19 protein-coding genes and 1 pseudogene are annotated in these 26084 nt (G+C 61.3%); 11 read left to right on the forward strand and 9 right to left on the reverse strand.

Features of this window, described 5'->3' with window-relative positions:
- The first annotated feature begins 8 nt into the window (after nucleotides 1-8).
- The 5 genes and pseudogenes from ampD to KW062_RS04530 all read left to right on the forward strand — a co-directional run bounded on the left by ampD (nucleotide 9) and on the right by KW062_RS04530 (nucleotide 4165).
- Nucleotides 9-569 (forward strand): 1,6-anhydro-N-acetylmuramyl-L-alanine amidase AmpD, encoded by a 561-nt coding sequence (gene ampD / locus KW062_RS04515; RefSeq protein ID WP_027619362.1) that lies wholly within the window; start codon nucleotides 9-11, stop codon nucleotides 567-569.
- Entirely contained in the window at nucleotides 566-1402 is an 837-nt protein-coding gene (gene ampE / locus KW062_RS04520) for a regulatory signaling modulator protein AmpE (RefSeq protein WP_105754835.1), read from the forward strand. Before ampD ends, ampE begins: the two co-directional genes overlap by 4 nt.
- A 1152-nt stretch (nucleotides 1403-2554) precedes the next feature.
- Nucleotides 2555-2758 (forward strand): annotated as a pseudogene (locus KW062_RS29195) (HAMP domain-containing protein); the annotation flags it as partial.
- Between the two features lie 153 nt (nucleotides 2759-2911).
- Complete coding sequence (locus KW062_RS29200; protein WP_442757351.1) at nucleotides 2912-3616, forward strand: methyl-accepting chemotaxis protein; 705 nt, start codon at nucleotides 2912-2914, stop codon at nucleotides 3614-3616.
- Nucleotides 3617-3763: 147 nt separating this feature from the next.
- The gene (locus KW062_RS04530; protein ID WP_105754892.1) at nucleotides 3764-4165 is read left to right on the forward strand and encodes a hypothetical protein; all 402 of its coding nucleotides are present in this window, start codon (nucleotides 3764-3766) and stop codon (nucleotides 4163-4165) included.
- Here the strand turns inward: KW062_RS04530 and KW062_RS04535 are convergent.
- Together KW062_RS04535 and cra are read right to left on the reverse strand one after the other, a co-directional pair.
- Nucleotides 4155-4931 carry a TatD family hydrolase gene (locus KW062_RS04535; RefSeq protein ID WP_027619366.1) on the reverse strand — a complete coding sequence of 259 codons (777 nt, stop codon included), beginning with the start codon at nucleotides 4929-4931 and terminating at the stop codon, nucleotides 4155-4157. The two genes, KW062_RS04530 and KW062_RS04535, sit on opposite strands and share 11 nt — an antisense overlap.
- A gap of 3 nt (nucleotides 4932-4934) precedes the next feature.
- Nucleotides 4935-5930 (reverse strand): catabolite repressor/activator, encoded by a 996-nt coding sequence (gene cra / locus KW062_RS04540; RefSeq protein WP_027619367.1) that lies wholly within the window; start codon nucleotides 5928-5930, stop codon nucleotides 4935-4937.
- A 301-nt stretch (nucleotides 5931-6231) separates the two neighbouring features.
- Between cra and ptsP the strand changes: the two genes are divergently transcribed.
- The 3 genes from ptsP to KW062_RS04555 are packed head-to-tail and all read left to right on the forward strand — an operon-like array spanning nucleotide 6232 to nucleotide 11785.
- Nucleotides 6232-9093: a phosphoenolpyruvate--protein phosphotransferase gene (ptsP, locus tag KW062_RS04545; protein ID WP_105754833.1), complete on the forward strand. Its 2862-nt coding sequence runs from the start codon at nucleotides 6232-6234 to the stop codon at nucleotides 9091-9093.
- A complete protein-coding gene (gene pfkB / locus KW062_RS04550; RefSeq protein WP_105754832.1) occupies nucleotides 9093-10034 on the forward strand; it encodes a 1-phosphofructokinase in 942 nt (313 codons plus the stop codon). Before ptsP ends, pfkB begins: the two co-directional genes overlap by 1 nt.
- Nucleotides 10035-10045: 11 nt before the next feature.
- The gene (locus KW062_RS04555) at nucleotides 10046-11785 is read left to right on the forward strand and encodes a PTS fructose-like transporter subunit IIB (protein WP_105754831.1); all 1740 of its coding nucleotides are present in this window, start codon (nucleotides 10046-10048) and stop codon (nucleotides 11783-11785) included.
- A gap of 57 nt (nucleotides 11786-11842) precedes the next feature.
- Here the strand turns inward: KW062_RS04555 and KW062_RS04560 are convergent, their stop codons facing one another.
- Nucleotides 11843-14374: a PepSY domain-containing protein gene (locus tag KW062_RS04560; RefSeq protein WP_105754830.1), complete on the reverse strand. Its 2532-nt coding sequence runs from the start codon at nucleotides 14372-14374 to the stop codon at nucleotides 11843-11845.
- A gap of 131 nt (nucleotides 14375-14505) precedes the next feature.
- Entirely contained in the window at nucleotides 14506-16818 is a 2313-nt protein-coding gene (locus KW062_RS04565; RefSeq protein WP_027619372.1) for a TonB-dependent receptor, read from the reverse strand.
- Nucleotides 16819-17026: 208 nt separating this feature from the next.
- Between KW062_RS04565 and KW062_RS04570 the strand changes: the two genes are divergently transcribed.
- Together KW062_RS04570 and KW062_RS04575 are read left to right on the forward strand one after the other, a co-directional pair.
- A complete protein-coding gene (locus KW062_RS04570; RefSeq protein ID WP_105754829.1) occupies nucleotides 17027-17707 on the forward strand; it encodes a Fe2+-dependent dioxygenase in 681 nt (226 codons plus the stop codon).
- Complete coding sequence (locus KW062_RS04575; RefSeq protein WP_256350888.1) at nucleotides 17708-18466, forward strand: tetratricopeptide repeat protein; 759 nt, start codon at nucleotides 17708-17710, stop codon at nucleotides 18464-18466.
- Between the two features lie 72 nt (nucleotides 18467-18538).
- Here the strand turns inward: KW062_RS04575 and KW062_RS04580 are convergent, their stop codons facing one another.
- The 5 genes from KW062_RS04580 to KW062_RS04600 all read right to left on the reverse strand — a co-directional run bounded on the left by KW062_RS04580 (nucleotide 18539) and on the right by KW062_RS04600 (nucleotide 23835).
- On the reverse strand, nucleotides 18539-19702 hold the full coding sequence (locus tag KW062_RS04580; protein WP_027619375.1) for a type III PLP-dependent enzyme: 1164 nt from the start codon (nucleotides 19700-19702) through the stop codon (nucleotides 18539-18541).
- Between the two features lie 649 nt (nucleotides 19703-20351).
- Entirely contained in the window at nucleotides 20352-21509 is a 1158-nt protein-coding gene (locus KW062_RS04585) for an osmoprotectant ABC transporter ATP-binding protein OsmV (RefSeq protein ID WP_027619376.1), read from the reverse strand.
- Nucleotides 21506-22159: an ABC transporter permease gene (locus KW062_RS04590; protein ID WP_027619377.1), complete on the reverse strand. Its 654-nt coding sequence runs from the start codon at nucleotides 22157-22159 to the stop codon at nucleotides 21506-21508. The genes KW062_RS04585 and KW062_RS04590 overlap by 4 nt, the downstream gene beginning before the upstream one ends.
- A gap of 12 nt (nucleotides 22160-22171) precedes the next feature.
- A complete protein-coding gene (locus tag KW062_RS04595) occupies nucleotides 22172-23065 on the reverse strand; it encodes a glycine betaine ABC transporter substrate-binding protein (protein WP_027619378.1) in 894 nt (297 codons plus the stop codon).
- Between the two features lie 20 nt (nucleotides 23066-23085).
- Nucleotides 23086-23835, reverse strand: a complete 750-nt coding sequence (locus KW062_RS04600) for an ABC transporter permease (protein ID WP_371321428.1) — start codon at nucleotides 23833-23835, stop codon at nucleotides 23086-23088.
- A gap of 296 nt (nucleotides 23836-24131) precedes the next feature.
- Between KW062_RS04600 and KW062_RS04605 the strand changes: the two genes are divergently transcribed.
- A complete protein-coding gene (locus KW062_RS04605) occupies nucleotides 24132-25715 on the forward strand; it encodes a peptide chain release factor 3 (protein ID WP_027619380.1) in 1584 nt (527 codons plus the stop codon).
- Nucleotides 25716-26084: the final 369 nt, after the last annotated feature.

Raw genomic sequence — 26084 nt, forward strand, 5'->3', positions numbered from 1 at the left:
GAACCCGTATGCAGTTGGACCGCGCGAGCGGTTGGTTTGATGGTGTGCATCATTGCCCGTCGCCCAACTTCAATGCCCGCCCCTCAGGTGAAGTCTCCCTGCTGGTGATCCACAACATCAGCCTGCCCCCGGCGCAATTCGCCACGGGCAAGGTGCAGGAGTTTTTCCAGAATCGCCTGGATGTCACCGAACATCCCTACTTTGCAGGGATCGCCGACCTGCGCGTTTCTGCACACTTTCTCATCGAACGTGACGGCGCGATCACGCAGTTTGTCTCTTGTCTTGATCGCGCCTGGCATGCCGGCGTTTCGCGGTTTGACGAGCGTGAAGGGTGTAATGATTTTTCCCTGGGCATCGAGCTGGAGGGCACTGATGATTTGCCGTTCAGCGACGCCCAGTATCAGGCTCTGACGGATCTGACCCGGCAGTTGCAGGCGGCGTTCAGTGCCATTACCACCGAACGTATCCAGGGCCACAGCGATATCGCGCCTGGACGCAAGACTGACCCGGGACCGGCATTCGACTGGACGCGTTATCGCGCCGCGCTGAAGCAAGGAGAAGCACAATGAGTTTTGTGGTGTTGTTGCTGGCCGTATGGATCGAGAAATTCTCGGCGCTGCGCCATCGGCTGCAGCGTGACGGTGGTTGGCTGCGTGAGCTGGGCAAGCTGGAGAGCAGTCCCCGGCTGGCCAATCGTCCGTGGCTGGTGCTGGTGCTGACGATTTTGATACCGGTGGCCTTGCTCGGCTTGTTGCTGGTGGTGCTGGATCCAGTGGCCTATGGCTTGCTGGCCTTGCCTGTGCATTTGCTGGTGGTGATCTACAGCCTGGGTCGCGGCGACCTGCTCGGCGAACTGGGACCCTTTCGTGATGCCTGGCGCCGTGAAGACCTGCAAGCAGCGGCGCATGTCGCCGAGCGTGACCTGGGTATCTGCGCCGACAGTGGGGAGCAGTTGCTGCAGCAGGTGCAGAGCCATTTGTTGTGGCAGGCCTATCAGAGCTTTTTCGCGGTGATTTTCTGGTATTTCCTGCTCGGGCCGGTGGCAGCGCTGAGCTACCGCTTGCTGGCCCTCGCCGCCGAGCACAGCCGCAATCCGGCGGTCGCCGAGCGCGCTGCCCAACTGCGGCATGCCTTCGACTGGTTGCCGGTGCGGCTGTTGGCGGCAAGTTTTGCCCTGGTTGGCAACTTCGTCGCGGTCAGCCGGGTCATGCTCCATGAACTGTTGAACTGGAATATCAGTGCCGCACAATTGATCGACAAGGCCGGCAAGGTTGCCGGCGAGATACCGGCGCCGGTGGCGGGGCCGGAGGGCATCAACAGTCTGGATCAGTTGTGGGAGTTGCTGCTGCGCGCAGCTATTGTCTGGTACGCCGGCTTTGCCCTGTGGACCGTATTGCTCTGAAACGTTTTTAGTCCCCCTTTCAGTCAGCGAGACGCCCCATTCGGCGTCTCGCGCCGACCGTTAACCTTAAGTTACAAAACCTCCCGCCGATTTAAGTTATACAGAGGCAGCGCGCCGTAGTGGCTATCTGCTTGCTCTGTGCTGCCTGCTCATAAAAATAAGAAACGCAAAGGGGGACTTCTTTTGAAGAGTTTGCTCTATCCCGCCGTGGCCCTGATGAATCGCTTGAGCTTCGGCATGAAGTTCAGTCTGATCAGTGTGCTGTTCCTGGTGCCCATGCTGGTGACCAACTTCTACCTGGTGCGCGATTCCTATCGTGAATTCCGGGGCACCCAGGTTGAATTGCACAGTCTGGACCTGCTCGGGAGTGGCCTGGCCCTGCGCCACGACCTGGAAACCCTGAACAATCTGGTGCAGATCAACACCACTCTCGGGCAATCCGGCAAAGCCGGGGCGATCGAGACCACGATCTACACCCTTGAGCAGACTATTCTCAATCGCCTGCAAAACCTTACGGCGATCAGCAGCGACCTGGAGCAGGTCCGCGTCTTCGAGAGCAAGCGCGACGACATGCTCGCTGCGTTCAAGGCGCAGCAGGCGGAAACCTCTCTGCAAAGCAAAAGCGCGTTGATCGGCAAGCTGCTCGGCAATGCGCAGATCTTCGGGCAACTGATTGCCAGCCAGGCGGGTCTCAGTCGCGATAATCAAGGTGATATCCGGCAGTTGAGCGAACTGCTGACTGCCGTCACTCCGCGCATTACCCAGACCATCGGTGAAGGGCGGGCAATGGGTGCCTATTCCCTGGGCCAGGGCTTCCTCAATTCCGCGTCGTCGACTCGGTTCGATGAACTGCTGGCGCAGCTTGAGAAGCTCCAGGCGGAGTATGGGCTCAAGGTTCAGGATGCGCTGGGTGCCAGCACCGCCTCACGCCAGGCACTTGAGTCTGCGGCCAATGCCAGCCACGCCACGCTCAAACAAGCCAGTGAGCTGTTTGAGGAGCAGGTGGTGATGGCCGATACCCTCGATGCGCCCTGGCAGGGCTTCTACGATCAAGTGACCGGGCTGATGGAAAAGACTTATCAGCTCAATGAGGCGACCTTGAAGTATCTTTCCGTGCAGTTGCAGCAGCGCCTGGAGCAGAACCGCACGCACATGGTCCTGCAGGTCGGGGCGTTGTCCGTGGTGTTCGTGCTGATTTTCTACCTGTACGGCGGTTTCTACGCATCCACCCGCACCACCCTCAAACGCCTGGGGGGCGTCATGGACAAGGTCGCTGGCGGTGACATGACGGTGACCTTCAACGCCCACAGCCGCGATGAGCTAGGTGAGTTGGGCAATGTGTTCAATGGCACCGTGGCGAAGATTCATGACCTGATCGAGCTGGTGGGTAAAACCGTCAACGAGGTCGAGCGCCAGGCCGGGCAAGTGCAGAACGTATCGGCCCAGAGCAACCAGGCGGTGGCCGGCCAGCGCTCGCAAATCGAGCAAGTGGCGACGGCCATGAACCAGATGTCGGCCACCGCGCAAGAGGTCGCCCGCAGTGCTGCAGCGGCGGTGAGCAGTGCTCAGAGTGTCAACGATGAAACCATCAGCGGGCGTGTGCTGGTCGAATCCCAGCAAGGCAGCATCGCCCAACTGGCCCAGGAAATCGACGCCTCGGTGCAGGTGATCAATCAGTTGGCCAGCGACAGCCAGTCCATAAGCCGCGTGCTGGAGGTGATCAAGAGCATTGCCGAGCAGACCAATCTGCTCGCCCTCAATGCGGCCATCGAGGCGGCGCGTGCCGGTGAGCAGGGTCGCGGTTTTGCGGTGGTGGCCGATGAGGTGCGGACCCTGGCCAAGCGCACTCAGCAGTCGACCGAAGAAATCGAGCAAATGATCGGCAAGCTGCACGGTGGCGTAGGCGCGGCGGTGAAAGCCATGGGCATCAGTCATCAAATGGCCAGTGGCACGGTCGGCCAGTCGGAAAAAGTCCAGAAAGCCTTGGAAAACATCCTCGGCGCGGTGGGCATGATCGTCAATCAGAACCAGCAAATTGCCGCTGCTGTCGAGCAGCAGACCGCCGTCGCTCATGACATCGACCAGAACATCGTCGAGATCAATCACGCCGGTGAGCGCACCGCCGAAGGCGCGCACCAGACTGAGGATGCCAGCCGCGCTTTGTCGGCCCAGGTAGTGCAATTGAAGCAGTTGATTGGTGCGTTTCGGGTATGAGCCAATGAAGAGGCTGTAGTACAGGTTACTTGTACGAGTGGTCCCGATCCTGTTTTACGGCAGGATCGGGATTGTCGTCTTCAATGAAAGGACGTTCACCGTTCTACTGACTGCCCATCGATGTGCAAAACTCTGAAGGACATGGCCATGACAGCTGCATTTCTGGGTATCAAGGGGCGTTGCGCCCACTGCCAGTTCACCCTGGAACTCAAGACATGGGAGCTCAACGCCATGGCCATCAATGAGAGCTTTGCCTGCAGTCACTGTCAGAAATCTCTGCGCCTCAGTTGTCCGACCCAGATAAGGCGACTCAAGGCGCTCGACTCGCTGGCGATGCTGCGCGCGAGCCTGCGGGTGATGATCGCCACGGCGTTATTGGTGGCCCTGGTCATGGAGTGGGTGGGGATGCTGACGGGTATCGAGCAACTGAATTTTTCGCTGATCGCCGTGTTGATCTACTTCGCGGTCATGCTCATTGCCCGGCGGCGCCAGCACGTGACCTTGATCCTGCAAGCTGCCAAGGCTCACACCGACACCTTTACCAGTTGAACAACTGACAGGCGTTGGCGGTACTGGCGGCGGCCAGCTGCTCCGGGCTGATGCCCATGATCGCGGCCAGGGCGGCGCAAATTGCCGGCAGGTGGGCAGGGCTGTTGCGTTGCCCGGGGTACATGGCCGGCGCCATGTCGGGTGAATCGGTTTCCAGCACCACCGCGTCCAGCGGCAAACCGGCGATTACCTTATGCATGCGCAAGGCTTGCGGCCAGGTGGCGGCACCGCCCAGGCCCAGCTTGAAGCCGAGCTTGATGTACTCCAGTGCTTCCTCCCGGCTGCCGGCGAAGGCGTGGATGATCCCGCCGCGTTGCAGCTTGAAGCGTTTCAAGGTGGCAATGACCTGAGCATGACTGCGCCGTACGTGCAGCAGCGCCGGTAGCTGGAAGTCGCAGGCCAGTTGCAGTTGCGCTTCGAACAGCGTTTGCTGGCGCTGGCGATCCAGTGTCGGTAAGTAGTAGTCCAGGCCGAACTCGCCTACCGCACAGAGTTGCCGATGCCCGGCCAGTCGGCTCAACCAGTCAGCCAGTTGCCGCAGATCGTCGGGCTGGTGTTCGTCGAGGTAGACCGGGTGCAGGCCGAAGGCAGCATGCAGGTCTGGATCACTTTGCACCAGGTCCCAGACCCGCTGCCAGTTGCGTTGATAGACCCCTAGCACCACCATGCGCCGCACCCCCAGGGCGCGGCTTTGAGCGAGCAGCGCCTGGCGGTCGTCATCGAAGTCGGCGAAATCCAGATGGGTGTGGCTGTCGATCAGCTCCACGGCTCAGTCCCGGTGTATGCGCTGCTTGAACGTCCGGCCGATGGCTTGCACGCCCGGCTGGTAATGATCGTTTTCGACAGCGGCGAGGGCCAGTTGCAGGGCTTTGTCTGCGATCAGTTGGTGCTGTTGCGCCATGGCGTTGACCGGCAGCGGCAGGAAGTCCAGCAACTGCGTATCACCGAAAGTGCCCAAGCGTAGCGGGCGGTTTTTCAGCGGGTAATCGTGCAGCGCATCGAACACCCCCTGCAGGAGCACGTAGGAGGTGGTGACTAGCGCATCCGGTAAATGTCCCAGGCGTTGCAGCAGCTCTTCCATCATCTGACGGCCGCCTTCGCGGCTGAACGATTCGCCATGTTCGATCATGACCTGGCCCTTGAAGTCGACCAGTGCCTGCTGGAAGCCGGCGGCGCGATCCTGGCTGATGCTCAGCTCGGGGCGTGCGCCCAACAGCACGATCTGCCGCGGTTCAGGTTGCAACAGGCTGCGGGTGAGTTGCAGGCTGGCTTCCCGGTCGTCGCTGATCACCGAGCAGAAGTGCTCAGGCTCCATGACCCGGTCGATGGCAATGATCGGCAAGCCCTTGGCCTGCAGCTGACGATAGCTGTCGTCGCTGGCCGGCAGGCAACTGGCGACGAACAAGGCATCGCAGCGTCGGGCACGGAACAGCTTGAGCAACTGGCGTTCGCTGTCCGGGGCGTCATCGGAGCTGGCGATCAGCAATTGATAGCCACGGGCCCGGGCGCCTTGCTCCAGCAACTTGGCAATGCGCGCGTAACTGGGGTTTTCCAGGTCGGGCAGAATAAAGCCCAGAGTGCGGGTGTGCCGGCTGCGGAGTCCGGCTGCCTGGGGATTGGGCGTGAAACCATGCTGCTCGACGACGGCGCGTACGCGTTCGACCGTGGCATTACTGATGCGCTGCTGTTCGGCCTTGCCATTGATGACGTAGCTGGCGGTGGTCACGGACACACCGGCCAACTGGGCGATATCACTGAGTTTCAACTCGGGAATTCCTTGTTTTTTCGAGCTTGCCCCGACATTTTCGTCAATCCTACCTGAATAAGGCAGCAGACCAATGTCGCACGCATCCGACCGATTGGGCTTCAGGCTTGAGAGATTATCGAGTAACGTGCGCACTTCGCTAGATTAAACGTTTCAGCAAGCGTATTTTCTACAGTATTCGCCCTTTTGTCGGTGCTGCCGCGAAACCGCCAAAGGATGCCTCGAAAAACTGTTCGCATTAAAGCCTAAGCTGATTCATTCAAAACAATACCTGGTGCCCCGGCACCAAAAAGGAGAAAGCATGCTCGAGCTCACTATAGAGCAGATATCCATGGGCCAGAGCGCTGTGGATAAAGCCGCTGCATTGCACCTGCTGGCCGACAAACTGGTCGCCGACGGCCTGGTGGCCGAGGGTTACCTCGCGGGTTTGCAGGCGCGTGAAGCCCAGGGCTCGACGTTTCTCGGCCAGGGCATCGCCATCCCCCACGGCACCCCCGACACCCGCGAGCTGGTGCACACCACCGGCGTGCGCTTGCTGCAGTTCCCTGAAGGGGTGGACTGGGGCGACGGGCACATCGTCTACCTGGCCATCGGCATTGCGGCCAAATCCGATGAACACCTGCGCCTCCTGCAATTGCTCACTCGCGCCCTGGGTGAAACCGATCTGGGCCAGGCCTTGCGCCGGGCCAGCAGTGCCGAAGCCTTGCTCAAACTACTGCAGGGCGCACCCCAGGAGTTGGCGCTGGATGCGCAGATGATCGGCCTGGGTGTGTCCGCTGACGATTTCGAGGAACTGGTGTGGCGTGGCGCCCGCTTGCTGCGCCAGGCCGATTGCGTCAGTAACGGGTTCTCGGCGGTGCTGCAGCAGGTCGAAGCGCTGCCCCTGGGCGATGGCTTGTGGTGGTTGCACAGCGAGCAGACGGTCAAGCGCCCCGGTTTGGCATTTGTCACGCCGGACAAACCGATCCGCTACCTGGGCCAGCCGTTGAGCGGACTGTTCTGCCTGGCCAGCCTGGGAGAAGCTCATCAAGCCTTGCTCGAACGCCTGTGCGCGCTGCTGATCGAAGGCCGTGGCCACGAACTGGGGCGCGCCACCAGCCGCCGTGCAGTGCTGGAAGTCCTCGGCGGTGAGCTGCCTGCCGACTGGCCCAGCGCGCGAATCGCCCTGGCAAACGCCCATGGCTTGCACGCCCGGCCGGCGAAAATCCTCGCGCAGTTAGCGAAGAGTTTTGAGGGTGAAATTCGCCTGCGCATCGTTGATGGCCAGGACAGTGCAGTCTCGGCCAAAAGCCTGAGCAAATTGTTGAGCCTGGGCGCCCGTCGTGGCCAGGTGCTGGAATTGATCGCCGAGCCGAGCATTGCCTCCGATGCGCTGCCGGCTCTGTTAGCCGCCATTGAAGAGGGGTTGGGCGAGGAAGTCGAACCGCTGCCGGCATTCAACGAGCCGCGCGAGGTCCTGGCCGACATTGCCGAGGTGCTCATTGCACCGGCATCCGGCAGCCAGATTCCGGCCATCGCAGCGGCTCCAGGCATTGCTATTGGCCCGGCGCATATCCAGGTCCAGCAGGCGATTGATTATCCGTTGCGCGGTGAATCCACCCCCCATGAGCGTGAGCGTCTGCACGGTGCATTGGCCGAAGTACGCAGCGACATCGAAGGGTTGATCCAGCGCAGCAAGGCCAAGGCGATTCGGGAGATTTTTATCACCCACCAGGAGATGCTCGACGACCCGGAGCTGACTGACGAAGTCGACACCCGCCTCAAGCAGGGCGAAAGCGCCGAGGCGGCATGGATGGCCGTCATCGATGCCGCAGCGCGGCAGCAGGAGTCTTTGCAGGACGCCTTGCTCGCCGAACGTGCGGCGGATTTGCGGGATATCGGTCGTCGGGTGCTGGCGCAACTGTGCGGGATCCAGACCCCGAGTGAGCCGGACCAGCCGTACATCCTGGTGATGGATGAAGTCGGCCCTTCCGACGTGGCTCGCCTCGACCCGACGCGGGTGGCCGGCATTCTCACCGCACGCGGTGGCGCCACAGCCCATAGCGCCATTGTCGCCCGGGCCCTGGGGATTCCGGCGCTTGTGGGCGCCGGTGCCGCGGTGTTGCTGTTGGCCCCGGGCACGCCACTGTTGCTCGACGCGCAGCGCGGTCGCCTGCACGTCGATGCCGACGCCGCCACCCTGCAGCGTGCCAGCGAGGAGCGTGACACCCGCGAGCAGCGCCTCAAGGCCGCCGCCGAACAGCGTCATCAGCCGGCAGTGACCCGCGACGGGCATGCCGTCGAAGTGTTTGCCAACATTGGTGAAAGCGCCGGCGTCACTGGCGCGGTGGAGCAGGGTGCCGAAGGCATTGGCCTGTTGCGCACCGAACTGATCTTCATGGCCCATCCGCAGTTGCCGGACGAAGCCACTCAGGAAGCAGAATACCGTCGAGTGCTCGATGGCCTCGCTGGGCGGCCGCTGGTGGTGCGGACCCTGGATGTGGGTGGCGACAAGCCGCTGCCGTATTGGCCGATTGCCAAGGAAGAAAACCCGTTCCTCGGTGTGCGCGGGATTCGCCTGACGTTGCAGCGCCCACAGGTCATGGAGGCGCAACTGCGTGCCTTGCTGCGTGCCGCCGACAATCGTCCGTTGCGGATCATGTTCCCCATGGTCGGCAGCGTTGAAGAATGGCGTCAGGCGCGGGATATGACCGAGCGTCTGCGCCAGGAAATACCCGTGACGGACCTGCAACTGGGGATCATGATCGAGGTGCCGTCGGCTGCTTTGCTGGCGCCGGTGCTGGCCAAAGAGGTGGACTTTTTCAGCGTCGGCACCAATGACCTGACCCAGTACACCCTGGCCATCGACCGTGGTCACCCGACCTTGTCGGCCCAGGCTGATGGCTTGCACCCGGCGGTCCTGCAACTGATCGACATCACCGTGCGCGCTGCCCATGCCCATGGCAAATGGGTGGGCGTATGCGGCGAACTGGCGGCCGACCCGCTGGCGGTGCCGGTGCTGGTCGGACTGGGCGTCGATGAGCTGAGCGTGGGCGCGCGCAGCATCGGTGAGGTCAAGGCGCGGGTGCGCGAGTTGAGCTTGCCCCAGGCACAAGAATTGGCCCGCCAGGCTTTGGCCGTGGGCAGCGCGCAGGAAGTGCGCACGCTAGTGGAGACGCAGTAATGGCACGTATTTTAACCCTGACCCTCAACCCGGCCCTGGACCTCACGGTGCAGTTGCCGCGTCTTGAGGCCGGTCAGGTCAATCGCAGCACGGCGATGCACACCCACGCGGCCGGCAAGGGTGTGAATGTCGCCCAGGTGCTGGCCGACCTGGGTCATCAAGTGACCGTCAGTGGCTTTCTCGGCGAGGACAATTTACAGGCGTTTGAGGCGCTGTTTGCCCGTCGCGGGTTTGTCGATGCCTTCATCCGGGTCGCCGGGGAAACCCGCAGCAATATCAAATTGGCCGAGGCCGATGGACGCATCACCGACCTCAATGGTCCAGGCCCGGTGATCAGTGCCGCTGCCCAGCAGGACTTGCTCGATCGCCTTGAGCAGATTACCCACGGCCATGACGCCGTTGTCGTTGCCGGCAGTCTGCCCCGTGGTGTCAGCGCGCAGTGGTTGCATGCCTTGGTGCTGCGGCTCAAGGCCAAGGGCCTGAGGGTCGCCCTCGACACCAGTGGTGAAGCGCTGAAGGCGTGCCTTGGTGCCGGTCCGTGGCTGATTAAACCCAACACTGAAGAACTGGCCGAAGTGCTCGGTTGCGCCGTGGTTTCGTCCAAGGCCCAGGCCGAAGCGGCGAGCCGCCTGCACGCCCAGGGCATCGAGCATGTGGTGATTTCCAATGGCGCCGAGGGCGTGAACTGGTTCAGCGTCAGCTCGGCGCTGCATGCCACACCACCACGGGTCAGCGTCGCCAGCACGGTCGGTGCCGGTGACTCCTTGCTGGCGGGCATGCTCCACGGCCTGCTGAGCGCCGATACGCCGGAGCAGACGCTTCGCACGGCCACCGCTATTGCGGCATTGGCAGTCACCCAGATCGGTTTCGGCATCAACGATGCGGCGCATCTGGCGCAGCTCGAACAGGGGGTGCGTGTTCGTCCCCTGACAGAACAATAAGAGGGTTGGTCATGAAGTTAGCCATTGTTACTGCCTGCCCCAACGGCATGGTCACCAGTGTGCTCTGCGCCCGCTTGCTGGATGCGGCGGCGCAGCGCCAGGGGTGGAGCACCAGTGTCGAAGTGCACGATGCGGCGCATCCGGAGCGCCAATTATCAGCCGCGACCCTCGATGAGGCGGAGTGGGTGTTGCTGGTCAGCACAGGGACGCTGGACCTGTCGCGATTCGTCGGCAAGCGTCTGTTCCAGAGCACACCGTCCCAGGCCCTGCAGGACGTCGATGCAGTGTTGCGTCGGGGTGCTGAAGAGGCGCAAATCCATAGCCCGGTGCAAGCGCTGGCCGAACCCGTAGCGCAAGCGCAGGTCGCACCACGTCTGGTGGCCGTCACCGCCTGCCCGACCGGTGTCGCCCACACCTTTATGGCCGCCGAAGCCTTGCAGCAAGCCGCGAAACGCCTGGGCTACGAGCTACAGGTGGAAACCCAGGGCTCGGTCGGCGCGCGCAATCCGTTGAGCGCCGAGGCCATCGAAGCGGCCGACGTGGTGCTGTTGGCGGCGGACATTGAAGTGCCGACCGAGCGTTTCGCCGGCAAAAAAATCTATCGCTGTGGCACTGGTATCGCCCTCAAGCAGGCCGAGGCGACGCTGAATAAAGCGCTCGCCGAAGGCAAGCAGGAGAGCGCCGCCAGCGCTGGCAAGGTGGCCTCCAAACAAGAGAAGACCGGGGTCTACAAGCACCTGCTGACCGGTGTGTCGTTCATGTTGCCAATGGTCGTTGCGGGCGGCTTGTTGATCGCCCTGTCGTTTGTGTTTGGCATCGAAGCTTTCAAAGAACAGGGCAGTCTTGCAGCGGCGCTGATGCAGATCGGTGGCGAGAGCGCTTTCAAATTGATGGTGCCGTTGCTGGCGGGCTACATCGCCTATTCGATCGCCGACCGCCCTGGCCTCGCGCCGGGCATGATTGGCGGGCTGCTGGCGAGCACCCTGGGCGCCGGGTTTATCGGCGGGATCATTGCCGGTTTCCTCGCCGGCTACGCGGCGCAGGCGATCAATCGTTATGCGCGTTTGCCACAGAGCCTGGAAGCGCTGAAACCGATTCTGATCATTCCGCTGCTGGCGAGTCTGTTCACCGGTCTGGTGATGATCTATGTCGTGGGTAAACCGGTGGCCGGGATGCTTGCCGGCCTGACCCACTTCCTCGACAGCATGGGCACCACCAACGCGATTCTGCTGGGGGTGTTGCTCGGCGGCATGATGTGCGTCGACCTCGGTGGGCCGATCAACAAGGCCGCCTACGCATTCTCGGTGGGGCTGCTGGCCTCGCAGAGTTATGCGCCGATGGCCGCGACCATGGCCGCCGGTATGGTGCCGCCTATTGGTCTGGGCATCGCCACCTTCATCGCCCGCCGCAAGTTCGCCCAGACCGAGCGTGAGGCGGGCAAGGCGGCATTGGTGCTGGGGCTGTGCTTTATCTCCGAAGGCGCGATTCCGTTTGCCGCCAAAGACCCGCTGCGGGTGATTCCGGCGAGCATTGCTGGTGGCGCCTTGACCGGTGCGCTGTCGATGTACTTTGGCTGCAAACTGATGGCGCCACACGGTGGCCTGTTCGTGATGCTGATCCCGAATGCGATCAACCATGCGTTGCTGTATTTGCTGGCGATTGTTGCCGGCAGTCTGTTGACGGCGGTGGTGTATGCGTTGGTCAAGCGACCGGAAGCGGTAGAGCTGACGGTCGAACCCGCCAGCGCCTGATTTCTCCCCCCTCTGTAGGAGCGAGCAAGCTCGCTCCTACAGATACGGGTAGGTGGATCAGTACACGTCCCGGCGATATCGCCCTTGCTCGATCAAACGCTCAACCTCGTCAGGGCCAAGCACCTCGTTGAGCACCTGATCCACCCCCGACGCCATCCCCTGCAAACTGCCGCAGATATAAATCACCGCACCCTCCGCCAGCCACTTTTTCAATAGCACCGCCGATTCGCGCAACCGATCCTGGACGTAGATTTTCTCAGCCTGATCCCGTGAAAAAGCCAGGTCCAGGCGCTCCAGGTCACCCTCGATCAGCCAGCTCTCCAATTCGTCGCGGCACAGGTAGTCGTGTTCCCGATTACGCTCGCCGAACAGCAGCCAATTGCGTGTCTGGCCGTCGGCTATTCGTGCTTTCAGCAGGCTGCGCAGACCAGCAAGGCCGGTGCCGTTGCCCAGCAGAATCATCGGCACCGGGGTCGGCGGCAGATGGAAGCCGCTGTTGCGCCGTACCCGCAGGCTGATTGGCGAGCCCAGTGGTGCGTGCTCGGTCAGCCAGCCCGAACCGATGCCCAGGCTGCCATCGGCATGCCGTTCCTGGCGCACGATCAACTCCAGCACACCGTCGGCGGCAATCGAGGCGATCGAATATTCGCGCATGGCCAGTGGCACCAGCGCATCGACCAGCGCCTGGGCATGCAGGCCCACCAGATGTGCGCGGTTGTTCGGCAACTGACGGCTGGCCAGGGCTTGCTCAAGGGTTTCCAGCAGACCATCGAGTTGCACCGAGGTGTTGCCGGGGATGCCAAGGCCATCGAGGAAATGCTCAATCGCCCACGGACAGTTGCGTGGCAGCACTTCCACCAGGTCACCTGCCAGCCAACTGCTGTTATCGGGTGCGCTCAAGCCCAGCAAGTACACGCCTGAACCACTGCTATCCGGGTTCATCAGCTCGCGCCGATCAAGGGTCCAGTTGTTGTAGCCAGGGGCCTGCCAAAGTTCGGCCGGGGCCTGCCCGGTCAGATGACCGAGTTGCTGTTGCCAGTGACGCAGGGCATAGGGATCGCCGCTGTCGACTTCAACCGGGGCAAACAGCGTGGTGCCGCCGTGCTGCGCCAGCCACTGGTGCAGGCGCCGGGCGAAACCGCAGAAGTGCTGGTACTGGCGATCACCCAGGCCGAGCACCGCATAGTTCAGGCTGCCCAGGCTGGCTGCCTGGCCCAGGACCTTGCGCTCGAAACCACGGGCACTGTCCGGCGCTTCGCCGTCGCCGAAGGTGCTGACCACGAACAATGCGTTGTTCGATTCACGCAGGTCTTGCTCGCTAACGGACGCCAAGGGCTGGACCTTGACCGGCATGCCGGCCGCTTGCAGTTGGCTGGCGGTCTGCCAGGCCAATTGTTCGGCAAACCCACTCTGGCTGGCGAAGCCGATCAACCAGGCCGGAGTGTTGCTATTGCTCGGCGCAAGGTCTTTACGCGCCTGCTTGATCTGGCGTTTCTTGCGTCGACGGTCGAGGTAGAGCAGCCAGCCGGTGATAAAGAACAGCGGCATCAGCAACGAGGTGACCATCAAGATGATGCGTCCGGCGAGGCCGAAATAACTGCCGACGTGCAGCGCGTACACGCTGGTCAACAGTTGCGCCTTGAAGCTCTTGTCGCTGTAGCGATCGTGACGCTTGATCACTCCGGTGGCCGGGTCGAGGCTGATCTGGTTCAACGCACGCTCATGGGGCGAGGTTTTCAGCAGGTAGAACACGGTCGCGGGTTGGCCGGCCACTGGCGGCATACGCACGTTGTAGGCGCTCAGGTCCGGCCCGGCGGCGCTGTAGATGCTGCTCCAGATCGCGTTGTAGTCAGCCACCGGGGGCGGTCCCGCCGGTGGTCGCGCACCGCGACCCTGGCGCACGCGCTCGTTCTGCGGAGCGTCGGACAGCAGTCGGGTCACACCCTTGTTGTACCACTCGTACGACCAGGTCAGCCCGGTCAGGGCCGCCAACAGGTAAGCCAGCAAGCACCAGGTGCCGGCCACCGAGTGCAGGTCCCAATTGAAGCTGCGGCCTTTCTTCTTCCAGTCCAGGGTCAGCCAGGCGCGCCAGCTTTGCCACTGGCGCGGCCAGCGCAGGTAGAGCCCGGACAGGCAGAAAAAGATCAGGATCAGGGTGCAGGCGCCGGTGATCTGCCGACCGGTATCGCCCATCGCCAGGAATCGGTGCAGCTGCAGCATCAGGCCGAAGAAGTCCTGGCCCACGGCATCGCCGGTGAATTCGCCGGTGTACGGGTTGACGTAGCGCATCTGCCCGCGCCGCTCCCCCGGCGGCGGAGTGAAGAACAGGCGCGCGGCATAGCCACTGTCGGTGTCGACCCAGAGCATCGCGACTTTCTTGCCTTCGATGGCCTCGGCCTTGGCCACCAGCTCAACCGGCGGCAACACCCCGGCCGGGAGTTTTTCCACCCGCAACACCTGGGGGTTGATGGCCCGCATGATCTCGTCCTGAAACGACACCGTGGCGCCGGTAAAGCCCATCAAGGCCAGTACCAGGCCTGCGCTGATGCCGAAGAACCAGTGCAGCTGGAACAGGGTTTTCTTCAACACATCGACCGCCTTGTTTCGTTCAAAGAATTTTCACGGCGCGCATTATGCCGTGGGTTGTCTGCAGGCTTTGCCTTTTACGCACAAAGGCCCCGCTCATCGAGATGAACGGGGCCCTGGTGTTCACGCTTCCATCAGAAGTGGAAGTTAGTGCTCAGCAATGCCGTACGGCCCGCCGCCTGGTTGGCGAAGTGGGTCGAGAAAGCCTTGTCGTAGTAGGTTTCGTCGGTCAGGTTCTGCACGTTCAGTTGCAGGTCGATGTTTTTGGTCAGCTTGTAGGCGGCCATTGCATCGTAGCGAACGTAGGAATCAACCATGGTGGTGTTGGCCACGCTGCCGAACACGTCGTCGACGTAGAACGCGCCGCCACCGACGGTCAGCTTCGGCGTGATCTGGTAAGTGGTCCAGACGCTGGCGCTGTTTTTCGGGGTGTTCGGCAATTCGTTGCCGTCGGTCACGCTGAGCGGGCCGCCGTCAACTTGCTCGCTGTCCATGTAGGCGTAGCCGGCGAACACTTGCCACTTGTCGGTGATCTTGCCGGTGGCCGACAACTCGATACCTTGAACGCGGGTTTTGCCGGCGTTTTCATAGGTGGTCGAGTCAACCTGAACGCGGGCGTTGTCTTTCTCGGTACGGAAGATATCGGCGGTCAGCGACAGGCGATCGTTCAGCAGGTCCCACTTGGTGCCGATTTCGTAGTTCTTGGTGGTTTCCGGCTCCATGTCGCTCTTGATCTGGTTACCCGAACGGTCGGGTGTACCACCCAGGGCGTTGCCTTCCTGGCCTTCACCGACGTAGTTGCCCGGTGGGGTCGCGGAAGTGGCGTAGGACGCGTAGATGCTGCCGTTCTCCGCCGGCTTGTAGACCACGCCGAACTGACCGGTGATGAACTCGCTGGTGTCCTTACCTTTGTAGGTAGTTGCGCCGGCAGCGGTGTAGGACTTGTATTGGGTGTCGAAGTGGTCGTAGCGCAGACCCATGTTCACCAGCCATTGTTCGGACAACTCGAGGGTGTCGAACAGATAGATGGCGCGGGTGTTGGCATCGGTGTCGGTGCCGGCGTAGTTGCGCGAGATCGCGCCGTTCCACGGATCGCTCGGCGTCGGGTTGGACAGCGAGGTGCAGTTGAAGCCGCTGGATGCGCCGACCATCGCCGGGGTGCAGTTGCTGTTGGCAGCGCCGCCAGGCACGGTGTCGGTGTTGACGTTGTAGCTGGACTTTTCGCTTTCCTCGCGGCTGAACTCGATACCGGTGGAGAAGCTGTTCTTGAAGCCAGCGATGTACACGTCACCAAACAGATCGGTCTGGTTGGTGGTGGTGTCGGTGTTGCTGACGCGGGTGTTGGCGCGGCGCCACACCGTACCGTTGTTGACGTTGCCCTTGCTGTCGTCTGGCTGGGTCAGGATGTAGTCCTGCATGCTGCTGCCGTGACGCAGGGTGTTCTTCACGGTCAGCGCGTCGTTCAGGTCGTGCTCGATGGCGAAGGTCGCGGTGTCGGTACGGGTCTTGCGGAAGTCGCGGTTGTCCAGGCCGTAGAAGTTGCTGCTGTCACCGCCGGCGTAGGGCTTGTCCGGATTGGACTTGGTGCGCGCAGCCGAGCCGCCGGCCGGGATGGTGTAAGGAATGCCCGAATCTGGCGTGTCGTTGCTTTCCAGATGGTAGTAGTCGAGGTTGACGCGGGTATCGGTGCCCAGGCCGAAGACCAGGGATGGCGCGACGCCCCAGCGGTCGTAGTCGACGCTGTCACGGCCGGCCACATTGCTTTCGTGGCTCATCAGGTTCAAACGGCCAGCGGCGCTGTCACTGAACTGGTAGTTGCCGTCCAGGGTGTAGCGGCGGGTCTGGTCGGAACCGTAGGTGAAGCCACCGTCGAACGAATCGCCCAGATGCGCCTTCTTGCTCACCAGGTTGATGGTGCCGCCGGCTGCGCCACGACCGCCAATGGCGGAGTTCGGGCCTTTGCTGACTTCGATCGATTCAACGGCGAAGATTTCGCGGCTCTGCGAACCGGTGTCGCGCACGCCGTCGAGGTAGGTATCACCCTGGGCGTCGAAGCCGCGGATAAACGGACGGTCGCCTTGCGGGTTGCCGCCTTCGCCAGCGCCGAAGGTGATGCCGGGAACGGTGCGCAGGGCGTCCTGCATGTTCAGGGCGCCAGTGTCCTTGAGGACTTGTTGCGGAATCACGGTCACGGAACGTGGGGTGTCAACCAACGGCGCGGTGTACTTGGGCGAGGATGCCTTTTCAACCTGGTAGGACGTTGAGTCCTGCGCCTCACCGGTAACGCTGGTGGCGTCCAGCGCGATCGCATTGCCGGAAGTCTTCGCGTCGGTCTTTTCTGCGGCGAAAACCATCTGGCCGGCGGAGCCGGCGGTGATCGCCACGCCGATGGCGGAAGCGAGCAAGCGCGGCGTGCTGACGGGTGATTGTGGTAGTTGACGTGACATGGTGAATTCCCCTCCCCAAGGATTTGAGGACGCGGAATATAGGGTAAACAGGTATTTCTAACAATTGCGATTTATTGCTATTTGCACTGAATTTACATTCTTTACAATTTGTCCTTACGGTTTTTACGTTCTCGTTCGTCATGCCGGTTTTACTTCATCAATAAGAATCAATACCATTACCACCCTCTTGACTTTCAGGTATCGCGCCATGCTGCTGCACATTCCCGGCTTGTTCTCCCGTGAGGAGGTGCAGCGCATTCGCGAGGCTCTGCAACAGGCCGATTGGGCGGATGGCAAGATCACCGCCGGGTTCCAGTCGGCGAAGGCCAAGCACAACCTGCAATTGCCCGAAGGCCATGCGCTGGCTCAGGAAATCGGCGCGGCGATGCTCGACCGGTTGTGGAAAAATCCGCGCTTCATGTCAGCCGCGCTGCCGCATAAGGTGTTTCCGCCGCTGCTCAACTGCTACACCGCCGGCGGCAGTTTCGACTTTCATATCGACAACGCCGTGCGCCAGCCCAAAGGCAGCGTCGAGCGGGTGCGCACCGACCTGTCGTCGACCCTGTTCTTCAGCGATCCGGACGAATACGACGGCGGCGAACTGGAGATCCAGGACACCTTCGGCACCCAGCGCGTGAAGTTGCCTGCCGGCGACATGGTGCTATACCCGGGCACCAGCCTGCACAAGGTCAACGCAGTCACTCGCGGCACGCGTTACGCCTCGTTCTTCTGGACCCAGAGCCTGGTCCGCGAGGACAGCCAGCGTGCCTTGTTGTTCGAGATGGACGAGGCGATCCAGCAATTGACCGCCGACATGCCCGATCACCCCTCGTTGATTCGCCTGACCGGCACCTACCACAACCTGCTGCGGCGCTGGGTCGAGGTGTAAGTGACCGATTTTCGTTTACGCCGCGAAGAAACCCTCGACGCCGAGCGCCTGCGCGCCATGCTCGACGAAAGCCCGGCCCGCGCGGCCCAGGCGATTCTGATCGCCGCCCGCGAAGGTGAACTCGAGGCCCAGGCCTTGCTCGGGCAGATTCTGCTCGACGGCCAGGGCATCGCCCAGGATCAGGCGCTGGCCATGCGTTGGTTCGGCATCGCGGCGCAACAGGGCCACCTGATGGCGCGCAACATGCTCGGCCGTTGTCATGAGCACGGTTGGGGGTGTTCCGCAGACGCTGCCGTTGCCGCGCGACACTATCGAGTCGCCGCCGAAGCGGGCCTGGATTGGGCGATGTATAACCTCGCCAACCTGCTGGCGACCGGGCGCGGGGTGCTCGAGGATCAGCCCCAGGCACTGGGCTTGTATCGTCGTGCCGCTGAACGGGGCCACGCCAAGTCGATGAACCTGGTGGGGCGCTATCTGGAGGAAGGGCGGTTTTGTCCGGCCGATCCGGCGGGCGCGGTCGAGTGGTACCGGCGTTCGGCACTGGGCGGGGATTTTCGCGGGCAGTTCAGCTATGCAGCAGTGCTGGCCGGCCAGGGGCAGATAGAGGCGGCGCTGGGATGGCTGCGTGAGGCGCTGGCGGGTGGCAACCTGAAGTTTCTCGCGGTGGCGAGTCAGGCGCTGGAGAGTGCGCAGGATGTGCGGATTCGGGCGATGGCGGAGGATTACAGGCTACGTATGGAGCAGTTGCAGGTAGCGTAGCAACGCGTTCAGTTTGGGTGAACGCGTTGCTCTCTGGTTTTTCGCGAGCGGGCTCGCTCCTACAGGTCGCTATTAAACGTAGAACGACTTCAGTGGCGGGAAGCCGTTGAATTCAACTGCGCTATAGCTGGTGGTGTAGGCACCGGTGGACAGCCAGTACAGGCGGTCGCCGATGGCCAGGTTCAGCGGCAGGCCGTACTTGTAGTTCTCGTACATGATGTCGGCGCTGTCGCAGGTCGGGCCGGCGATGACCACTTCTTCCATCTCGCCTTTCTTCTCGGTCCAGATCGGGAACTTGATGGCTTCGTCCATGGTTTCGATCAGGCCGGAGAATTTGCCCACGTCGGTGTACACCCAACGCTCGACGGCAGTGCGCGATTTCCGTGCAACCAGCACCACTTCGCTGACCAGGATGCCGGCGTTGGCAATCAACGAACGGCCCGGCTCGAGGATGATTTCCGGCAGGTCGTCGCCGAAGTCTTCCTTGAGGAAGCGGATGATTTCCTCGGCGTAGGTTTCCAGGCTGTTGGTACGGGTGATGTAGTTGGCCGGGAAGCCGCCGCCCATGTTGATCAGCTTGAGGACGATGCCGTCTTCTTCTTTCAGACGCTCGAAGATCACTTTGACCTTGGCGATCGCTGCGTCCCAGACGCTGATGTCACGCTGTTGCGAACCGACGTGGAACGACACGCCGTACGGCACCAGGCCGAGGTCGCGAGCGAGGATCAGCAGGTCCATGGCCATGTCGGTCTGGCAGCCGAATTTTCGCGACAGTGGCCAGTCAGCGGTGGTCGAGCCTTCGGTAAGGATGCGCACGTAGACTTTCGAACCCGGTGCGGCCTTGGCGATGTTGCGCAGGTCGGCTTCGGAGTCGGTGGAGTACAGGCGCACACCTTTGTCGTAGAAGTAGCGGATGTCCTTGGACTTCTTGATGGTGTTGCCGTAGCTGATGCGGTCGGCGCTGACACCGCGAGCCAGGACCTTGTCCAGTTCGTAGATCGAGGCGATGTCGAAGCTCGAACCCTTTTCCTTGAGCAGATCAATGATCTCGACGGCCGGGTTGGCCTTGACCGCGTAGTAGACCTTGGCGAATTCGAAACCGGCGCGCAGGTCATCATAGGCCTGGGCGATCATCGCGGTGTCGATCACCACGAATGGGGTCTCTTGCTTGTCGGCGAACGCCTTCATTTTCTGAAAGGTATCGCGCGCGAAATAGTCTTCGACCTGGATCGACATATCGGGAAGCTCCTACTGGCAAACGTTAGAAATCAATGGGTGCAAATGAACGTCCTCCGTATCCCCACTTTGGTTCGCCTACTTCCCAAGGCATGTCGCCGAAAGCAAAAAGGCCATGGGATGTTCAGCTTTTCCCTTGGCCTTGCTGTCTCGTCGTCAGTACTTGAGCCGGATGGATCGTTTCCAGCATGGACGTTCGGCGCGAACTTTAGGGCGTGAGGGGCTTGAGAGCAACAAAAAATGTCGCGTTTTTGCACGCTTCTGACGTGCGTCCTCCACAGCACTCTTTGTAGCCGACTCAGATGACGGGCAGATGTTCCCGGAAAATTTTCGGGTGTTAAAAATACCTGCACGTTCGATGCTGATGTGCGCTCGATCATGGGTAAGTGCGATGGGCGCAACATCGGCGACGTTGGCGGCTAGAAAGTTTTCTATGAGGGATTTTGCGGTTCAAAGTGTGGTTTTTTGCAGTGCCGAGTGTTGAGATTTTTTTCCGGTGGATGCTTTGCTGAGAATGACACGATACCTGTGGGAGTGAGCCTGCTCGCGATAGCAATTTCACAGCTGATACTTTCTTCAGCTGACATTGCGCCATCGCGAGCAGGCTCGTTCCTGCAGGTTTTTGCGGTTTAACAGATGGTAAGTGTGATCAAACCGCCGCCACCTCGGCCGGCGACACGATATTGGTCTTCATCCCCCGCGAACGCCCCGAACTCAGGTACGCCGCAATCGACTCCTGCGTCACCTCGCCCAGGAAAACCCGCTCTGCATCCATTACCGGCAGCCACGAGCGGTTGAATTCGTACATGCGCGACAACAGGATGCGCAGGTGCTCGTCGTAGGCCGCCGTAGCGTTGAACTCGCGCAGGTACTGGCCGCAGGTGCCGGTCTGACGGTGCAGGTCGCGACGTCGTACATAACCCAGTGCCTTGTTCTCGGCGCAGGTGACCACCACGTAGCGACGGTCGTGTTCGTCCATCAGTTCCAGTGCGTCGGCCACCGGAGTCTCGGGACTGACGGAGGGCGCGTTGTCTGCCGCGTCTTCGGCCTTGACCAGCAGCAGGCGCTTGAGGGTGCTGTCCTGGCCGACGAAGTTGCTGACAAAGTCATCCGCCGGGTGCGCCAGCAGGGTGTCCGGGTGGTCGATCTGCAGCAGTTTACCGGCGCGGAAGATGGCGATCTTGTCGCCGAGCTTGATCGCTTCGTCGATGTCATGGCTGACCATGATCACCGTCTTGTTCAGCGCTCGCTGCATTTCGAAGAACTCGTTCTGGATCATCTCGCGGTTGATCGGGTCGACCGCACCGAAGGGTTCATCCATCAGCAACAGCGGTGCATCGGCGGCGAGGGCACGAATCACCCCGATCCGCTGTTGCTGGCCACCGGACAATTCACGCGGGTAGCGATGCAGGTACTGCTTGGGCTCGAGCTTGATCATGCTCATCAGCTCGCGGGCGCGGTCGTGGCATTTCTGCTTGTCCCAGCCCAGCAGCTTGGGCACCACCACAATGTTTTCTTCGATGGTCATGTTGGGAAACAGGCCGATCTGCTGGATCACGTAGCCGATGTTACGGCGCAGGGTCACCGCGTCCAGATCGGTGGTGTCTTCGCCGTTGATCAGGATCTTGCCCGAGGTCGGCTTGATCAGGCGATTGATCATCTTCAGCGTGGTGCTCTTGCCGCAGCCCGAGGGGCCGAGGAATACGCAAATTTCGCCTTCGTTGACGGTCAGGCTTACGTCGTTGACGGCGGATACGGTCTTGCCGTTGCTTTGAAAAGTCTTGGTCAGGTTTTGAAGTTCGATCATTTGAGCAGTCCTTTTGGAGTCAGCGAGCGTTGCAGCCATTGCAGGAGCAGGTCGGCGAAAATGGCCAGGAGACTGACCAGCAGCGCGCCGACGATCAGCATCGACATGTCGCTGCGACTGATGGAGGCGAGGATCAGCACGCCGAGGCCGCCGGCGCCGATGGTGGCGGCAATGGTCATCACGCCGATGTTCATCACCACGGCGGTACGCACGCCGGCGAGGATCACCGGCACCGCGATCGGCAGTTCAACCATGCGCAGGCGTTGGCCGAAGGTCATGCCGATGCCGCGCGCGGCTTCGCGAATCCCCGGTTCGACGCCGGTCAGCGCCAGGTAGGTGTTGCGCATGATCGGCAGCAGGGAATAAAGGAACACCGCGGTAATCGCCGGCAGCGGTCCCAGGCCCTGGCCGAATTTCGAGTAGAACGGCAGCAGCAGGCCGAACAGGGCAATCGATGGCACAGTCAGCAGTACGGTGGCGCTGGCCTGCAGCGGTCCGGCAAGCGCGGGGAAGCGGGTCATCAGGATGCCCAGCGGCACGCCGACGACAATCGCCAGGGTCACCGCGATGCCGACCAGGGTGATGTGTTGCCAGGTCAGGTGCAGGACCTGTTGCCAGTCAAGGTGGGAAAAAGCGTTGAAGAAGTCCATGACGTTTTCTCCTCAGTTGATCGGGTGTTGGCGCAGGAAGTCAGCGGCAACCACGGAAGGGCTCTGGTGATCGACATCGACCCGGGCATTGAGCTGGCGCATGGTCTCGTCGTCGAACAGTTCGGCCAGCGGCTTGAGTTGTGCGGCGAGTTGCGGGTGCTGGTCGAGAAACGCCTGACGTACCACTGGGGCAGCGGTGTAGTCCGGGAAGTAGTGTTTGTCGTCTTCCAGCAGCTTGAGCCCGAACGCATTCAGGCGACCGTCGGTGGTGTAGACCAGTCCGGCAAACACCTGGCCGTTGCGCAGCGCGGTGTAGACCAGGCCGGCGTCCATCTGCCGGATGTTCTTGCGCGTCAGGTCCATGTCGTAGAGTTTGACCATGCCAGCCAGACCGTCCGAGCGATTGGCGAACTCAGTGTCCAGCGCCACCAGGTTGTTGCTTTTATTCTCTTGGCGCAGGACCTGGTTGAGGTCACTGATGCTGTTGATCTGCGGGTATTCCTGCGCCACTTTCTGCGGCAGGGCGAGGGCATAGGTGTTGCTGAATTTCGATGGCGTCAGCCAGACCAGGCCTTTTTTCGCGTCGAGTTCTTTCACTCGGGCGTAGGACTGCTCGCTATCGAGTTTCTCAGTGACATGGTTGTAGGCCACCAGCGAAACGCCGGTGTATTCCCAGAGCATGTCCAACTGGCCGCTTTCGTGGGCACTGCGCGCCAGATTACTGCCCAGGCCGCCGGTGACTTGCACCTCGTAACCCTTGGTGCGCAGGTATTGCGAGGTGATTTCGGCGAGCAGGGTCTGTTCGGTGAACACCCGGGCGCCAATGCGGATCAGCGGTTTTTCCGCAGCTTGGGCAAATCCTGCGAACAGCAGGACGCAGCCTAATAAAAAGCTAGTGGTTTTCATGACGATTCCTTTGCCGGGGCTTAAGACGGGCGCAAGCCGCGTTCGAGCCAGAGACGGCTGGCAAGTGTCACCAGGCCATCGAGCAACAACGCCAGCAGGGCGGTGCAGGCCGCGCCGAGCAGCAATTGCGGCTGATTGTTCAGGGCGATGCCGGGGAAAATCAGACTGCCCAGGCTATTGGCGCCGATCAGGAACGCCAGCGGTGCGGTCCCGACGTTGATCGCCAGCGCGACGCGCACGCCACCGATGATGATCGGCACAGCGTTGGGCAATTCGACCTGCCACAGCACCTGGCGCGGGGTCATGCCGATGCCGGTGGCGGCTTCCTTGAGTGAAACCTGGACGTTTTTCAGGCCTTCGTAGGTGTTGCGCACGATGGGCAGCAGGGAGGCGAGGAACAGGGCGAAAATCGCCGGGCCGCTGCCAATCCCGAGGATCCCCAGGGCGATTGCCAGGACGGCCAGGGGCGGTACGGTGTTGCCGATGTTGAACACTTGCATGAAGCGTTCGGCGCGACCGGCCATGCTTGGGCGGCTGAGCCAGATACCGGCGGGGATGCCGACGACGAGTGCGGCCAGCATGGACGCGAGAACCAGGATCAGATGAGCTTGCAGGTAAAACAACAAATCGTCGCGGTACAGTTCGATCGTGTTGATGCCGATCCAGTGGATCAGCAGGGCCAGAAGGGCGATTACCAGCGCGCCTCCTATCAGCCCTTTGCCATAGCGAATAGCCACAGGCGGACTCCTTTTTTCAGTCGGCGGACACATTCCCGTGTGGCAACGCCATGCCTGGCGGCCGGGAAAATGTTCACGAAGAGCAGCTCGCCAACGCCGGTAAGAACGGCAGGAGGTCGAGCCATGAGCACAGCCTCGTCAGGCTGATTTTGCAGATGTTTCAGTCCCTGACGAATGGTCGTAACAGGGGAGTGGACGTCTCTACGCTTTAAAAGGTTCCCATCTCAGGCAGCATTTGGCCACCCCTGATGTGCTCAACGGTTCGGTTATTGATTCAAGTTGGGCTATAATCTGCGCCCTTTTTTGAATCACCTGCCAGGCGATTTCCCATGACCAACCAGGCCGCCGAAGTCGCGAAACGCCGCACTTTCGCCATCATTTCCCACCCCGATGCGGGTAAAACCACCATCACCGAGAAACTCTTGCTGATGGGCAAGGCGATTGCGGTTGCCGGCACGGTGAAATCTCGCAAGTCCGACCGCCATGCCACCTCCGACTGGATGGAAATGGAAAAGCAGCGGGGTATCTCGATTACCACGTCGGTCATGCAGTTCCCGTATCGCGAGCACATGATCAACCTGCTCGACACCCCGGGCCATGAAGACTTCTCCGAAGATACCTACCGCACCCTGACCGCGGTCGACTCGGCCTTGATGGTCCTCGACGGCGGTAAGGGTGTAGAGCCACGGACCATCGCGCTGATGGATGTCTGCCGTCTGCGTGACACGCCAATCGTGAGCTTCATCAACAAACTCGACCGCGATATCCGTGACCCGATCGAGCTGCTCGATGAAATCGAAGCGGTCCTGAAGATCAAGGCTGCGCCTATCACCTGGCCGATCGGTTGCTACCGTGACTTCAAGGGTGTCTATCACCTCGCCGACGACTACATCATTGTCTACACCGCTGGCCACGGTCACGAGCGCACCGAAACCAAGATCATCGAGAAACTCGACTCGGACGAAGCCCGCGCCCACCTGGGTGACGAGTACGAGCGTTTCGTCGAGCAACTGGAACTGGTGCAGGGCGCTTGCCACGAATTCAACCAGCAGGAGTTCCTCGACGGTCAGCTGACCCCGGTGTTCTTCGGTACAGCACTCGGCAACTTTGGGGTCGACCATGTGCTCGACGCCGTGGTCGACTGGGCGCCGAAACCGCTGGCACGGGTGGCCAACGAGCGCACCGTGGAGCCGGTGGAAGAGAAATTCTCGGGCTTCATCTTCAAGATCCAGGCGAACATGGACCCGAAACACCGCGACCGTATCGCCTTCATGCGCATTTGCTCCGGCAAATACGAAAAAGGCATGAAAATGCGCCACGTGCGTACTGGCAAGGATGTGCGGATCGGCGATGCGCTGACCTTCTTCTCCTCCGAGCGTGAGCAGTTGGAAGAGGCCTACGCCGGCGACATCATCGGCCTGCACAACCACGGCACCATTCAGATCGGCGACACCTTCAGCGAAGGCGAAGTCCTCGGTTTCACCGGCATCCCGCACTTCGCCCCGGAATTGTTCCGCCGTGTGCGCCTGCGCGATCCGCTGAAGTCCAAGCAACTGCGCCAGGGGCTGCAGCAACTGGCCGAAGAAGGCGCCACCCAGGTGTTCTTCCCGGAACGCAGCAATGACATCATCCTCGGTGCCGTCGGTGTGCTGCAGTTCGACGTGGTCGCCAGCCGCCTGAAAGAGGAATACAAGGTCGAATGCTCCTACGAGCCGATCACCGTTTACTCGGCACGCTGGGTTGATTGCAGCGACAAGAAGAAGCTTGAGGAATTTTCCAACAAGGCCGTGGAAAACCTCGCGGTCGACGGCGGCGGTCACCTGACCTACCTGGCTCCGACCCGGGTCAACCTGGCGTTGATGGAAGAGCGCTGGCCCGACGTGAAATTCCGCGCGACCCGTGAGCATCACTAAGCGCTGAGCGGCAATACCAAAAACCCCGCACGCGAGAGCTGCGGGGTTTTTTGTTGGCTTCAACTCAATCTGTGGGCTGCACTCCCGCTTGCGACTCGCAGCGGGTGCTGGTTGGCTGGACCCGATTCTCTAATGAGGGAGCGGGCCCGCTCCGGGCGGCGATCCGACGATGAACCTGAGGGCACCGCGTTTCGTCAGGATGCACGCGTCATCGTTGACGCTCTTCGCTGACAAGCCAGCTCCAGTGTTCAGCGGTGTTAGCAAGTTTTGATATAGGTGTTATTCAAATCCAGTCTCTGTGTTTCCGGCATTTCTTTCCATTAGTAAGCGTCCTACCTGATGAACCGCGCTAGATTTTACTCAGCGCCA

It is taken from the genome of Pseudomonas fluorescens, assembly GCF_019212185.1.
Taxonomy (GTDB): domain Bacteria; phylum Pseudomonadota; class Gammaproteobacteria; order Pseudomonadales; family Pseudomonadaceae; genus Aquipseudomonas.